Origin of the sequence: Pelodictyon phaeoclathratiforme BU-1 (assembly GCF_000020645.1) — a bacterium.
Taxonomy (GTDB): Bacteria; Bacteroidota; Chlorobiia; order Chlorobiales; family Chlorobiaceae; genus Chlorobium; species Chlorobium phaeoclathratiforme.
In genome coordinates this window covers 2,088,063-2,102,090 of record NC_011060.1, presented here as the reverse complement: position 1 = coordinate 2,102,090, position 14,028 = coordinate 2,088,063, and the positions used below count along the sequence as shown (strand labels likewise).

The window sequence follows — 14,028 nt, the reverse complement described above, 5'->3', positions numbered from 1 at the left end:
GTACAGATTATTTATTAAAAAAAACACTGAACTCACCGAAAGCCTGATCGAGCAATGCTTTCTGCTGTATCGCATGTGTTGCGGCGTATCCGCAGGCAGTAGATGCAGATGCGAGCCTTCCTGCATAGCCGAACTGCTGGCCGGGGCTCATCGCGTTCATGATATAGTGCTGGAGAAAACGCCAGTACCCCTGATTTTTCGGTTCATCCTGGCACCAGACAATCTCTTTGAGTTTCGGATAGTGATCAAGCACCCCCTTGAACTCATCGAACGGGAAGGGGTAAAGCTGTTCAATACGGATAATGGCGACCTTTTCCTGCGTGTTTTCCTGTCGCCGGTTGATAAGGTCATAATACACTTTGCCGGAGCAGGCTATGAGTCGTTCAACTTTTTCATGAGCTGCCGTTGCATCGCCGATAATGTTCCGGAAATTTCCCTGCGAAAGATCGGCAAGCTGAGAGACCGCATCCTTGTTGCGGAGCAGCGATTTCGGCGTGAGAATGATCAGCGGTTTGCGCCTCATCGTGGTCATCTGCCGACGGAGCAGATGAAAAATCTGGGCAGGGTTGGATGGCTGGCAAACCTGGATATTATTTTCGGCGCAGAGTTGCAGGAAACGCTCAGGACGGGCTGAAGAGTGTTCCGGCCCCTGTCCTTCATAGCCATGAGGCAGCATGAGGGTAAGGCCGGATGCCAGGCCCCACTTCACCTCTCCGGAGGTGATAAACTGGTCAATTAATACCTGCGCTCCATTGGCAAAGTCGCCGAACTGCGCTTCCCAGATCACCAGCGTATCGGGCGCTGAAATGGAGTAGCCGTACTCAAAGCCAAGCACCGCCTCTTCGGAGAGCACCGAATCAATGACCGTGAAGGTGGCCTGATTGTCGGCGATATTCTGCAGCGGGATGTAGGTTCCAGAGTCCCATTTTTCACGATTCTGGTCATGAAAGACCGCATGACGGTGCGAAAATGTTGCCCTGCCGCTGTCCTGGCCGGTAATACGGATCGGGTAGCCTCCGGCAACCAGCGAAGCGAATGCCAGATGCTCGCCCATGCCCCAGTCGAGAGGCTGTTCACCGCGTCCCATGCGGGCACGGTCGGTGACCACTTTTTCAACCAGCGGGTGAAGCTTGAACCCCTCAGGGATTTTTGTAAGCATCTCCGACAACCGTTTGAGCTCGGCAAGGGGCACGCCGGTTTCGGAGGCCTCATTGCGGCCCGCCGTCGGTTCAGCCGTAAAGATCGTTTTATTCACCAGTACCGGATTGGTGCTGTACTTGCCCGCATCAAGATCCTTGCGGAACTGTTTGCTCAACTCTGCGCCATACGCTTCGCCGATAACCCCCTGCGACTCAAGCCGCTCCGCATAGAGTTTCCGGGTGCCGGGGTGCTGGGCAATTTTTTTATACATGAGCGGCTGGGTCATGGCCGGTGTGTCCTGCTCATTATGACCAAGCTTGCGGAAGCAGATAATATCAATCACCACATCACGCTTGAAAGCCTGCCGGTAATCAAGCGCCATCTGTGTTGCAAGGACGACCGATTCAGGGTCGTCACCATTGACGTGGAGCACCGGAGCCTCAATCATCTTGACAACATCGGTGCAATAGGTTGTTGAACGGCTGTCGCGCGGATCGGAGGTGGTGAAACCGATCTGGTTGTTGATGACAATATGAACGGTGCCACCCGTGCCGTATCCACGGGTAAGAGCAAGGTTCAGCGTCTCCATGATCACACCCTGCCCCGAAAATGCAGCATCGCCGTGAACCAGTATCGGCAGCACCTGCGAACCATCACGGTCGCCACGGCGAACCTGACGCGCCTTTACCGCCCCTTCGACTACCGGATTGACAATCTCAAGGTGTGACGGGTTGAAGGCCAGAGAGAGATTGATCGGCCCTCCGGGAGTGGCAAGGTCACTGGTAAAGCCCTGATGATATTTCACATCGCCAGAAGGAAGATCATCGGCATGTTTCCCCTCAAACTCGGCAAAGAGGTCAAGCGGATTTTTTCCCATGATATTGACCAGCACATTGAGCCGTCCCCTGTGTGCCATCCCGATGACAATCTCCTGAACTCCCGCTTTTCCGGCACGCTGAATCAGCTCATCCATGGAGGCAATAAAGCTGTCTCCGCCTTCAAGAGAAAAGCGCTTCTGGCCGATAAAACGGGTATGCAGATAACGCTCAAATCCTTCAGCCGCCGTCAGCCGTTCAAGAATATGTTTTTTTTTCTCCGTACTGAAATCCGGTTTTGAGCGTATGGTTTCAAGCTTCGCCTGCCACCACCGCTTTTCCGTCTGGTCGGTGATGTACATGAACTCGATGCCGAGGGTGCCGCAGTAGGTCTCGCGCAGATTCTGCAGCAGTTCGCGCAGCGGCATGGTCTCCTTGCCGAAATAGGTATTGCTTGTATTGAAAACAATATCCATGTCGGTATCGGAAAAACCGTAAAACGAGGGTTCGAGATCAGGCAACGCAGGTCGCTCCTGCCGCTTCAGCGGATCAAGATTCGCCCAGCGGGAGCCGATGTTGCGGTAGGCTGCGATAAGCTTCTGCACCGAAACCCGTTTACGTCCCAGTTCCGCATCAGGACTGGCGATGACACGGCAGATCGGGCCAAGACGGGCTCTTTCAGCAAACGATGCCTGTACAGGCGAGTGTGCGATATCGCGGGCATCCCCATTGGCACCCGGCACATGCTGCATCGCGTCAAAGTAGGCCCGCCAGCTTTCAGAGACAGAAGCGGGATTATCAAGATAGGCTTCGTAAAGATCTTCGATATAAGGGGCGTTGCCTCCAAAAAGATAGGAGTTGCTGCTATACTGCTGCATCATGGTTTGACGGGCTTGTCTGCGAATGGTTTGTGACTGAAATGGCCGCAACAGCGGAAGTACGTGCTCGGCACAAAAGAAGGTAAAGGCATGAGCTGTTGCTCCATTTTTTATGGTACTGTTTTCACCTGTAGCGTGACTCGTTCCTAATTATAAGACATCCCGGCGCCTATTGCGAAGAAATTCAAAAAATAACGTGGAACAGTACAAGAATTCCCGTTTGCTGTCTCAATGCAAAAGCGATAGCCATAAAGGAATCTGTTTGAAATTATGCGACAGAATATTTATTTTTCGTTTTTTATTCAGCGTTATTGCGGCAATATAAAACAGGAGAGGATATGAAAACGTTGTATCGCAATGTTTGTACCAGTCTGATTGCCCTTTTGTTTATCCTGATTTCATCGTTAACCGCCATGGCTGTACCTCCGGACTCCTCCGTGGCGGAAGTCATTTTGCCAGAAAGAGTTGCTGCACAAGGAGCTGCGGTAACCGTCAACGTTTCGCCAGCAATTGCGGCAACAGGGCAAAAAGCAGAAGAGCAAAAGGCAGAACAGAAGCCAATGCATTGGAAAGCGCCATCCGATTTGGTTGTCTATACAGTTATCGGTGTGGTCTTGTTTGGATCGATTATAGCAATGTGGCTCATCCGTGCAGCTCTCGGCAATACCAACTGGAATTTGGGTGATGCACTCTCCGAGGACGTTGAGATCAGTAATGTAACCACTGATGCAGAGGGGAAAGAAGAGGTGAAACTCGATGCGGGCAAGCCAACGATGGTTACCGTCATGCGTGCAAGCACAAGCCGCCTGATTGCATTTATGGGTATGATGGTTATCCTCTTGATATTTATCGGGTTCGGGGTATTTTCCCTCTACTCCTATGCCTTTACGGGAGAGATGCCAGACTCTACCGACAAGGTTATCCAGTTCCTGACCGGGGGATTGACCTTGTTTGCACCCTATCTTGTGAACAAGTTTGCAGGAATATTCAAGAACGTTTTACCCAAACCAAAGTGACTGTAGATTCAGAAACACCCTGTTTGACTCAACAGGGTGTTTTTGCTTATTGCATTTTCTCCAAAACGTCATTAACCTGTGACAAGTTTTTCTGAAATTCGGCGTTTGAGGGAGAATCCGCCACCAATTGAGCCCACAAGGTCTTTGCCTGCTCAAAAAGGGTGCGTGCTGTTGCGTTGTCACTCCGTTTATCACGGTGGAACAACCCAAGGTTCGCGTATGAAATGGCGAGCCCGTTTTTGAAGGATACATTTTGGGGATAATCCTCATAGAGTTCTTTAGTTAATTGGGCATCCTGTTCAAAAAAGGTTAAGGCCTTGTCGAGATTGCCGAGAGAGGAGTGAGTCTCTCCGAGTTTTTCGTAAGAGATGGCGAGGTTGTTTTTGAAGGAGACATTTTGAGGATAAGCTTCATAGAGTTTTTCAAATAATCGGGTTTCATCATTAAAAAAGGTCAAGGCCTTGTCGATATTGCCGAGAGCGGAGTGAGTCCCTCCGAGTTTTTCGTAAGAAATTGCGAGTCCGTTTTTGAAGGATACATTCTGGGGATAAGCCTCAAAGAGTTCTTTCTCTAATCGGGAAAAATCTTCATAAAAGGTCAAGGCCTTGTCGAGATTGCCGAGAGCGGAGTGAGTTACACCGAGTTTTTCGTAAGAGATAGCGAGCCCGTTTTTGAATTCGACATTTTGAGGATAAACCTCGTAGAGTTCTTTACTTAATTGGGCGTCTTGTTCATAAAAGGTCAAGGCCTTGTCGAGATTGCCGAGAGCTGAGTGCGTTTCACCGAGTTTTTCGTAAGAGATAGCGAGCCCGTTTTTGAATTCGACATTTTGAGGATAAACCTCGTAGATTTCTTTACTTAATTGGGCGTCTTGTTCATAAAAGGTCAAGGCCTTGTCGAGATTGCCGAGAGCGGAGTGGGTATTGCCGAGTTTAGAGTACGAAATAGCGAGCCCGTTTTTGAATTCGACATTTTGAGGATCAGCCTCATAGAGTTCTTTGCGTAACCGGAAATATTCTTCAAAAAAGATCAGGGCCTTGTCGATATTGCCTGTTGTTTTATGGAAGTTGCCGATGCGCTCGGCAAGGATGGCTAACTGGTTATCTGCCTTGCTGATTGTTCGCAGGTTACTCTCGGCATAGTGCGCAAAGAGGGCAGCCTCACTGTAGGTGGCGTTTAAAAAATGGCCGATGCCAGGTTCATAATCAAGCTTCTCGATGAGGGTCGCAATCAGCAGTTTACCATGCTCAAAAAGTTTTTCCCTGTTCTGGCGTCGGGACACCTCCTGCACAACAGGGCTGCATGTGAAACTTGCATCCTTTTTGTGGTATGCAATCAACCCTTGCTGTGCAAGTTTGAGCAGGATTTTTTCGAGGTTCTCTGTTCCTGGCAGCAGCTCATCAAGTGTTGTATAGGTAACCGGTTCAGCCGGAAGGAGCGCAAATACCGAGAGCATCGCTTTTTCCTCCTCTTCAAGCTCTTTCATGGCAGCAAGGATCTTTTCCGGACTCTCCCTACCGAGATCAAGGCTGACATCTAAAAATTCCGGCAATATTTTGATCCTGCCGGTTTTCTGAACTACGGAGGGTTCATCTTTTTCAAATGCTTCACTCTCTTGTCGTGGCGGCAGCTCGATTTGCAGTGTAGCCAACTGTGATTTGAGCGCCTGCAACAGTGCGGTATTGCTCTTGTCACTCTTGCTGATTTGATATTTCAGCCTTCTCACCTCAGCCTCTTTTTCCGGGATAGTGCTTCCTCCCAAAGAGGAGTCGATATTGGCTTTACCTGCAATCGGGAATTTCTCCTCTTTGAGTGCATAGGCAAAATCAAGCTCCAGTGAGCGGAGTGACCAGAGATCGGGGATTTTGACCGGAAGCAGTTTGAACTTGCTGGCTTGAATAAAGCAGAGGAGATTCAGCTCCCGACGTACCAAATAATCACGACGCTGGTTGAGCGCTACACAAACTGGTTCATTTTCAGGGTTGAACAGCCAATCAAAGTCCGGTATCATGACAATGTTCTGACCGGCATCTTCAAGTTCTCCGGTGATCTCCCGGTAACTCTTGCCTGATACCGTCAACTCCTGTATCGCTCGCCCCGGCAGATGAACACGGAGCCACTCCGACACGTCACGGTAAACGTCGGGATGGTTGTAGCCGATGATGATAAAGTGAAATGAATGCTGGCGCAAAGCCTTTGCAAGCAAATCCAGCTCCTCGGTGAAGCGGCTCTCATTCATGGGCGGTCAGAGACGTAGTGCTTGTAGAGCTTCGAGCGTTCGAGCAGCGGATTGACGCTTTTGTGGGTGCCATCGTTATACTCAAAAAGAACCTCTTTCTCGAGGAGTCCCTGAATGTCGTTGTTGAAACCAATCGGATTTCCTGCCGCAAGGTCGGTTTTCAGTCTTTTTAACAGCTCAAAATCGCCAGGTTCAAGATATCTGGCCATATTATTTCCAAGCTTGTCAAGAGCCTTTTCCATGCTTTGTTGTGTGATCTTTCCTTTCGTTTCGTCGGTATACCAGTTGGCTTGCTTGATAATGCGGAGCAACTGCCTCGGTGAACCGCCACTGTACCGGATCGCCTCTTTGACCGTTTCGGGTGAGTCGAAAAGTGAGGGGCTGATACGTTTATAGACGAACTCTTCAAACAGGGCGACAGCTTCTGTAACGGTAGTTCCGTCGCGCTCTTTGAGTTTGATAAAGGGAAAGGCAATGATTTCACTGAAGTGGCGGATATGCTGCTCCTCTTTCATCAACTCGATGGGCAGCGTAAAGATGGTGTTGGCTTTTATCTGGCGAATGCGGTTTGATTCCTCCATGATAATTTTGCGGCGTGTATCAGCGCTCATGGTTTTTTCAAGACCATCAACGATAAAGAGAATCTCTCGTGCCTTGTCTTCCTTGCGCAGTTGTTCTTTGGTTAGATCGATAAAGGTGTTGAATTTTGCGGAAAAATCAACAAACCGGTTTTTAAAGCTGTTGCGGATTGTTTCAGCATGTTCCCGAGTGCCGGAGAGTCCCATTTTCAGCCTGGCGGTAAGCCCCAGCATTCGCCCAAACAGAGAGGTTAATGAGAGAGGTTTGTCGGTATCAAGCTCTATTTCGGCACTGCCCTCACCTTTCAGCGAGGTATTGATCTCCTTTACCCTGTCCTGAAACCATTTGCTCATCGATTCGAGAATGGTGCTGTCGAGCTTCAGATTCACCTCACTGGCACGTATCAGCAATTTTTCGAGCTGAAAGATCAGGATGTCCATGTACTGCACGTTATCCATATCGAGCTCTTCATCCACGTTGCAGGTGACCACAAAAAAGCATTTGGGTGAGTTGAGCAACAAGGCATATTTGGCAAGTTCGGATGTTTTGCCCGATCCACGCATTCCGGCCAGGAAGAGAAGGGTTTTACTGGTGCGATTCGGATCATATTGAAATTCATACTGCCCGTTGGCATTTGCCTGTACATTCAACATGCTCAGAACTTCACGTTCCTGAAAATCGCCTCTCAGGTTTTTGAAATCAACATAGAAAGGGCTTTCCGGTGTTACCGGCGTGAAGCGGTCAACGACGGTCTCAATCTCCATCAATTGTTTGGCTTGCTGCATCAGATAATGATCTCTGTTTTGATAGGGATAGCACTCGACTTGCGAGCAACTCTCTTGCGCTTTTTTCAATATACATACCGGTGAGGAAATTCCGGAAACAACCCTCTGCTTTTCGGGGATGGAGGCAAACAAACGCTCTTCAGAGCCGCATGGCCCACAGTGTGGCGGAGGAGAGCGCTATGGCTGCCGAAAAGCTGAGCAGGGTACCGATAAGAATGTATTCTCCCTGCTTGGCTTTTTTTGACTCTTCAAATCGCAGGATTGATTTGGCTGCAAGCAGGAAGCCGATGCTTTCCGGGTGGCCTGCCAGAAAAAAGAGAAAGATCAGCCCCCGTTCCAGTTGACCAATGAGCGTCTCTCCGTTTTGCAGCCCCTCAAATCTGAGATTGTTTTTGATCGTCAGCTCTCTGGTTATGAAGGTGACGAGAAAACCGGCTCCTCTTACCGTTGCAATAAAGCCTGCAAACCCGATCATGAGCTGATATCCGAAACCGGTAAATGTGGCCCCATTCGCTCCCTGGGAAAGGAGCATGGCAAGCATGAGAAGGCTGAAGAGGTGAGCAGTCTGGTCGGTAATAAAGGTGGCGGTGTTCGCCTTTCCCAGCCGTTGTTTGATGAGATCAATGATGGTATGAAGGAGGAAAACCGCGAGGGGCGCCTGCCAGTTATGCCAGAGCTGGAGCAGCAGCCAGGTGGTTCCGGCGTGTATGGCTCCATGCAGGATGAGCATGAGGGGCAGCCGTTTGTTCCGAACCATTTTGTCTGGCTGGAGGAAATAGTCACCTATGAAGTGGGCGGCAATGAGTATCGCGGCAATTTTTTCCATTCCAACGGCTTTTTACGGATTTGAATTGTTTTATTGATGCGGCTCTCCGCAGATCGGGCAGGAGGGGTCACGCTGAACGCTGATCCTGCGCATGGTCATGGAGAGGAGGTCGCAGGTCAGAAGTGTATTGACGAGGGGAGTTCCAATTGAAAGAATCTCTTTTATTGCTTCAGTTGCCTGTATGCTGCCGATGAGGCCGGGGAGCGCTCCAAGTGGCCCTTTCGGGATGGATGCAGCAGGGACTCCCTCTTCGTGGAAAACGCACTGGTAGCAGGCGGTTTTGCCGGGATGAACGGTCATGGTCTGGCCGTGAAACTCCCTGATACCGGCATGGGAGTAGGGTTTGGCTGCATGGTGGCAGGCTCGTGCAATCAGGAATTTTGCATCAAAATTGTCGGTGGCGTCGATGATGAAGTCATATCCGGCGATAATTTTTGGCGCGTTGTCGGTTGTGAGTCGATAGGGATAGAGCGTGAGCCTGATATCGGGATCAAGGCTGTGCAGTCGCTCCTCTGCGGAGTTGACCTTCTCCTGTCCGATTGATGCCGTGGTATGGAGGATCTGGCGCTGGAGGTTGCTGAGATCGACCTTGTCGCCATCCATCAGTCCGATGGTACCGATTCCTGCCGCTGCAAGATAGAAGGCGACAGGAGAGCCGAGCCCTCCGGCGCCGATGATCAGTACTTTCGCTTCAAGCAGTTTTTCCTGCCCCTCTTCGCCGATTTCCTGCAGTGCAAGGTGGCGGGCGTATCGCTCCCGCTGGTTGTCACTCAATGGCATGTTTCCGCTTCTCCATGATGCATTGTTGTCTTGTTGCCATCAGACGGACCATTATAGGCTGGTTCCCAGTTTTTAAAGACAGGTTCTATATTTTTTTTGCGCAGCGCGGTGCAAAATTCTTTGGCGGTGCGGTCGTCAAAAATTTCAAACTGTCCCTCTTCCTTGTTCTCCGGGTTATCGTAGCCGCCAACGGTGGTGCGGCTTTCAATGCTCATTCGGGTAATGCCCAGTCCTGCCATGCCGTCGCGGTAAGCTGCGCTCTCCCTTGTTGAGAGAACCAGCTCCGTATCCGGCAGCGCTATGCGGAAGGCAAAGATCATGCGGGCGAGAAGGTGGTCATCAACGGGGAACGGGGGCTCATAACCGCCGGTCTGGGGTCTCATGCGGGGAAAGGAGAGTGACATGCCTGCACGCCACCAGGTTCTGCCAAGATATCGAAGGTGCCGGTAGAGGGCCAGAGCATCTTCAACCGGATCGGAGAGGCCGAACAGCACTCCGAGTCCGACGTTTTTTATGCCCCCTTCGAGGGCTCTTGCCGGGGTTTCAAGCCGGTCGATATAATCTTTTTTTGGCCCCCAGCGGTGCAGCGCCTCGTAACGCTCCCGGTTGTAGGTCTCCTGGTATATGGTGATGCCGGTGCAGCCGCAGTCGGCAAGTGCGCGGTATTCACTGACGCTCATAGGAAAGGCCTCAACCGAGACCCGTTGCATCTCCTGTGCAGCGATTTCAACACTTTTTCGGAGGTAGTCGAAGTCGGCAGCGGCTGTCCGTTCGCCGGTGAGGAGAAGGATGTCGCTGATGCCGAGCTTTTTCATGGCCTTCAGCTCCCGGACGATCTCATCGGGTTCAAGGCGGTGGCGCAGAGTTTTTCGGTCGGAGGCAAAACCGCAGTAGACGCAGCCGCTGGAACAGTAGTTCGAAAGGTAGAGCGGGGCGTAGAGCGTCATGGTGCGTCCAAAACGACGCAGGGTGATCGCTCTCGATTCGGCAGCAAGCGCTTCGAGGGAATCCGATGCATAGGGGGGCGCAAGCATGGCGGCAAGCGCCATCGTCTCCCGATTGTCCGTGAGCCAGTCGGGTATCTCCCTCATCCCTTTGCTCCCAGAAAAGCGGTAAGCGGACTTGTTGCTATGGCAGAGCCACTTTTTTGCATGAGCCCGGCCCTGAATGCTTTTCGTCCTGCTGCAACGGCTTCCGCAAAGGCTTCAGCCATCTCCGGTGGATTGCCTGCGACCGCCACAGCGCTGTTGACCAGCACCGCACTGCATCCCATCTCCATGGCATTCGCAGCTTCGGAGGGGGAGCGCAGTCCGGCATCAACAATGACCGGGATGCCGCTTTCACGGATGATGATCTCGATCATCGCTGCGGTGGCGACTCCCTGACCGCTGCCAATTGCTGAGCCGAGAGGCATGACCGAGGCGCATCCGACATCTTCAAGCCGTTTGGCCAGTACCGGGTCTGCTGTGATGTAGGGCATGACAAGAAAACCCTCACTTGCCAGAACCCGCGCGGCCTCCAGGGTTTCAATAGGGTCGGGCATCAGATGCTGTGGATTCGGGTGAATTTCAACCTTGATGAAGGGGCTTCCGGAGAGTTCACGGGCAATATGGGCGGCGCGTATTGCTTCAGCGGCGGTTGAAGCGCCCGAAGTATTGGGCATGAGGGTTACGCCCTCAATTGCTGAAAGAGGGCCAAAGAGGTCATCTTCAGCCTGTTCGCGGTTGAATCGGCGCAGAGCGACGGTAATAAGTTGTGCGCCGGATGCACGGACGGCTTCAAGCATGACCGTTGCATTGCTGAATTTTCCTGTTCCGAGAATCAGGCGGGAAGAGAAGGTATAAGAGCCGAGTTGCAAAGCATCCATAATAAATAAAAAAGGTTAACCACCGCCTGCGAAAATGAGAAGCTCAACCTGATCACCCTCTTGCAAGAGGCGGGTTGAGCGGTTTTCAGGGCGGATGATCTGCTGATTGACCACTACTGCCACACTTTTTCCGTCAGAGCCGATGATTGAGAGAAGATCGTTCACGGCAGAACCGGCAGGGAGTGGCTGTTGCTGCCCGTTCAGTTCAATAGTAATCATTTGTGCCATTTCTTCATTGTTTCTTTTGTCGTCAAATTGTGCCATGCCATGAATCATGCGGGGGGAGATATGCCGTGGTACATCCCCACCAACCCCACCAACCCGCAATCATACCATGAATCACATCGGGCCATACCCCACAAACCCTGCAAACCCGCAATCATACCATGAATCATATCGGGTAATATCCCGCCATTGTAGGGGCACGCCATGGCGTGCCCTTACGTAATCGCGTTCAACAAATCCGCCTCCAGATCCTCTGCATTTTCAAGCCCGACAGAGAGGCGTACGAGGTTGTCGGTACATCTCCTCCGCGCACGCTCCTCAATCGAGAGGGCTCCGAGTGTCATTTTGGCCGGTGATGCGATGAGCGACTCTACACCGCCGAGGCTGTCGGCAAGGATAAACAGTTTGATTCGTGCGACCAGTTGTTCGACAGCCGGAAGCCCCCCTTTAAGGGCAAAGGTTACCATTCCCCCGAACCCGCTCATCTGCTGTTTCGCCAGCTCATGCTGCGGGTGGGATGGGAGGCCTGGATAAAAAACCTGCTCCACTGCCGGGTGCTGTTCAAGAAATTTGGCAAGATGCAGGGCGTTTGCCTCATGCTCTTTCATGCGGATTTTAAGCGTTTTCAATCCACGAAGAATGAGCCAGCAGTCCCAGGGCGCCGGTATGGCTCCCGCTGCGGCCTGATAGTTTTTGATGATGGTGTGCAGCGCTGCATCCGAGGTGATGACAGCGCCACCGATGACGTCACTGTGCCCGCCAAGATATTTTGTGGTGCTGTGGACAACAATATCGGCTCCAAGTTCAAGCGGACGCTGGAAGTAGGGGCTTAAAAAGGTGTTGTCGACCGCGAGCAGGATGCCGCGCTCTTTTGCCAGTGAGGCAAGAGCGCGGATGTCGGAGAGCTGAAGAAGCGGGTTGCTCGGGGTTTCAATCCAGATCAGTCTGGTTTCCGGGGTGATGCATGCCTTATAACTCGCGGTATCTGAACTTTCTGCATAGCTTGTTGTGACCCCCAGCGGACGGAGGAGTTGCTCAAAAATGCGGTAACTTCCCCCATAGATATCGTTGCTTGCCACAATATGCTCTCCGGGTTTGACCACCTGGAGCGCGGCCAGGGTAGCGGCAACTCCGGAGGCGAAGGCGAGGCCATAACGACCGTTTTCAAGCAGTGCGATGGTTGATTCGAGCGCCGCTCTCGTCGGATTGCCGATTCTCGAATAGAAGAACTCACCGTGACGCTGCAGGTCAGCACGCTCGAAGGTAGAGGCCTGGTAAACAGGGACGGTTACTGATCCTGTATGGGGATCAGGAGCCTGTCCGTCATGAATGGCAAGGGTTTCAAACTGCATTGTTTTCTGCGTTAATGCGGATCAGAGACGATTCCCGCTTTGTTGATGTTCTTTCGATCGCCATGCTCTTGCGCCCGGTTTCGTTCTGCGCCAGACCGAATGCTTCAAAGAACTCCTTTCTGTGGAGGTCGAAATGGTTTTCGGTACGGTTGACCGGGAGAGGGCTGCAGCAAAGTTAACCGATATTTTCCATTTTTTTTATAAATCCTCAACTCTCATGTTGCCTGAATTTCATCGGTGCGGTTGTCATTGAGGATTTATAATAGTTGAACCGGAATGTTTCTCCGGATTGATCAAATTGCGTCTGCCAGTTCAGATAGTAATGGGCTCTTCTTCAAACTGATAGAGCAGTGTTGAGAGGTAGCGCTCTCCGGTATCCGGCAGAATGACGACAATACGTTTTCCTCTGTTTTCCTCACGAAGTGCAAGCTGCAGGGCGGCATAAACCGCTGCACCTGACGAGATACCAACAATAAGTCCCTCGGTTTTTGCCAGTTTGCGACCCGTACGCAGGGCATCTTCGTTTTTTACCGGGATAATTTCATCGTAAATGGCAGTGTTCAGGATAGCAGGTACAAAGCCCGCGCCGATTCCCTGTATTTTGTGCGGACCGGGTTTATTGCCAGCAAGAACCTGTGAATCGAAGGGTTCAACAGCGACAATTTTTACCTCGGGGTTCCGCTGTTTGAGTACCTCTCCTACACCGGTAATGGTGCCTCCGGTGCCTACGCCGCTGACAAAAATATCAACGTTCCCGTCGGTATCGTTCCAGATCTCTTCGGCCGTTGTTTTGCGGTGGATCTCCGGATTTGCAGGGTTTTTGAACTGCTGTGGAACAAATGAGTTCGGATATTCAGCACTCAATGCCTCTGCTTTCCTGATTGCTCCGCCCATTCCTTCCGTACCAGGTGTCAGTACCAGTTCGGCGCCAAGCGCCTTGAGCAGGTTTCGGCGTTCGATACTCATGGTTTCAGGCATGGTGAGGATGAGCCGATATCCCTTGGCCGCAGCAATAAACGCCAGTGCAATACCGGTATTGCCGCTTGTCGGCTCGATGATGATGCTCTCTTTATGGAGTAAACCCTGTTTTTCAGCAGCTTCAATCATTGAAAAACCGATGCGGTCCTTGACACTGCCGCCGGGATTGAAGTATTCGAGTTTGGCAATAATCGTTGCCAGGGCCTGATGCTCAAGAGTGAAATTTCCAAGTTCAAGAAGAGGAGTGTTACCGATCAGATCGGTCAGTTTTTTTGCGATGCGTTCCATAGTTGTTACCTGTTTTGAGGGTTGAAAAGAACACGATGAATGAATAAGCCGTTAAATTAAAAATCTCGTTAAACAACGAAAAAGCCGATTCTGACATTCAGAACCGGCTTGCAAGAGGTTACATACTTCATGAAATCATGTGCGAGTTACCATCTCTTTCCCGATATTCTTTTGTCAGAATAGTGCAGCCCTATGCAACAGCAACAGGGCATTGGAAAGGGGTTCGAAGCTATCGATTTCATAGGTTGTCTTTTCTTTGG

11 protein-coding genes are annotated in these 14,028 nt (G+C 51.2%); 1 reads left to right on the top strand and 10 read right to left on the bottom strand.

Annotated features, from left to right (window positions below; genetic code table 11):
* Window positions 1-7: 7 nt before the first annotated feature.
* The gene (locus tag PPHA_RS09965; RefSeq protein ID WP_012508702.1) at window positions 8-2,836 is read right to left on the bottom strand and encodes a 2-oxoglutarate dehydrogenase E1 component; all 2,829 of its coding nucleotides are present in this window, start codon (window positions 2,834-2,836) and stop codon (window positions 8-10) included.
* 335 nt (window positions 2,837-3,171) lie between these two features.
* Here PPHA_RS09965 and PPHA_RS09960 point away from each other — a divergent pair, with 335 nt between their 5' ends.
* Window positions 3,172-3,849, top strand: a complete 678-nt coding sequence (locus PPHA_RS09960) for a hypothetical protein (RefSeq protein ID WP_012508701.1) — start codon at window positions 3,172-3,174, stop codon at window positions 3,847-3,849.
* Window positions 3,850-3,895: 46 nt separating this feature from the next.
* On the opposite strand, the gene PPHA_RS09955 is transcribed toward PPHA_RS09960, so the two are convergent.
* The 9 genes from PPHA_RS09955 to cysK all read right to left on the bottom strand — a co-directional run bounded on the left by PPHA_RS09955 (window position 3,896) and on the right by cysK (window position 13,768).
* Window positions 3,896-6,088, bottom strand: a complete 2,193-nt coding sequence (locus tag PPHA_RS09955) for a tetratricopeptide repeat protein (RefSeq protein WP_012508700.1) — start codon at window positions 6,086-6,088, stop codon at window positions 3,896-3,898.
* Complete coding sequence (locus PPHA_RS09950; protein ID WP_012508699.1) at window positions 6,085-7,452, bottom strand: hypothetical protein; 1,368 nt, start codon at window positions 7,450-7,452, stop codon at window positions 6,085-6,087. Before PPHA_RS09950 ends, PPHA_RS09955 begins: the two co-directional genes overlap by 4 nt.
* Window positions 7,453-7,591: 139 nt before the next feature.
* Window positions 7,592-8,278 carry a DUF3307 domain-containing protein gene (locus tag PPHA_RS09945; protein ID WP_012508698.1) on the bottom strand — a complete coding sequence of 229 codons (687 nt, stop codon included), beginning with the start codon at window positions 8,276-8,278 and terminating at the stop codon, window positions 7,592-7,594.
* A 30-nt stretch (window positions 8,279-8,308) separates the two neighbouring features.
* A complete protein-coding gene (locus PPHA_RS09940) occupies window positions 8,309-9,058 on the bottom strand; it encodes a HesA/MoeB/ThiF family protein (protein ID WP_012508697.1) in 750 nt (249 codons plus the stop codon).
* On the bottom strand, window positions 9,049-10,149 hold the full coding sequence (gene thiH, locus PPHA_RS09935) for a 2-iminoacetate synthase ThiH (protein ID WP_012508696.1): 1,101 nt from the start codon (window positions 10,147-10,149) through the stop codon (window positions 9,049-9,051). Before thiH ends, PPHA_RS09940 begins: the two co-directional genes overlap by 10 nt.
* Window positions 10,146-10,925, bottom strand: a complete 780-nt coding sequence (locus tag PPHA_RS09930) for a thiazole synthase (protein WP_012508695.1) — start codon at window positions 10,923-10,925, stop codon at window positions 10,146-10,148. The genes thiH and PPHA_RS09930 overlap by 4 nt, the downstream gene beginning before the upstream one ends.
* A gap of 15 nt (window positions 10,926-10,940) precedes the next feature.
* A complete protein-coding gene (thiS, locus tag PPHA_RS09925) occupies window positions 10,941-11,153 on the bottom strand; it encodes a sulfur carrier protein ThiS (protein WP_317623594.1) in 213 nt (70 codons plus the stop codon).
* A 212-nt stretch (window positions 11,154-11,365) separates the two neighbouring features.
* Entirely contained in the window at window positions 11,366-12,502 is a 1,137-nt protein-coding gene (locus tag PPHA_RS09920; RefSeq protein WP_012508693.1) for a trans-sulfuration enzyme family protein, read from the bottom strand.
* 312 nt (window positions 12,503-12,814) lie between these two features.
* Window positions 12,815-13,768: a cysteine synthase A gene (gene cysK / locus PPHA_RS09915; RefSeq protein ID WP_012508692.1), complete on the bottom strand. Its 954-nt coding sequence runs from the start codon at window positions 13,766-13,768 to the stop codon at window positions 12,815-12,817.
* Window positions 13,769-14,028 lie beyond the last annotated feature (260 nt).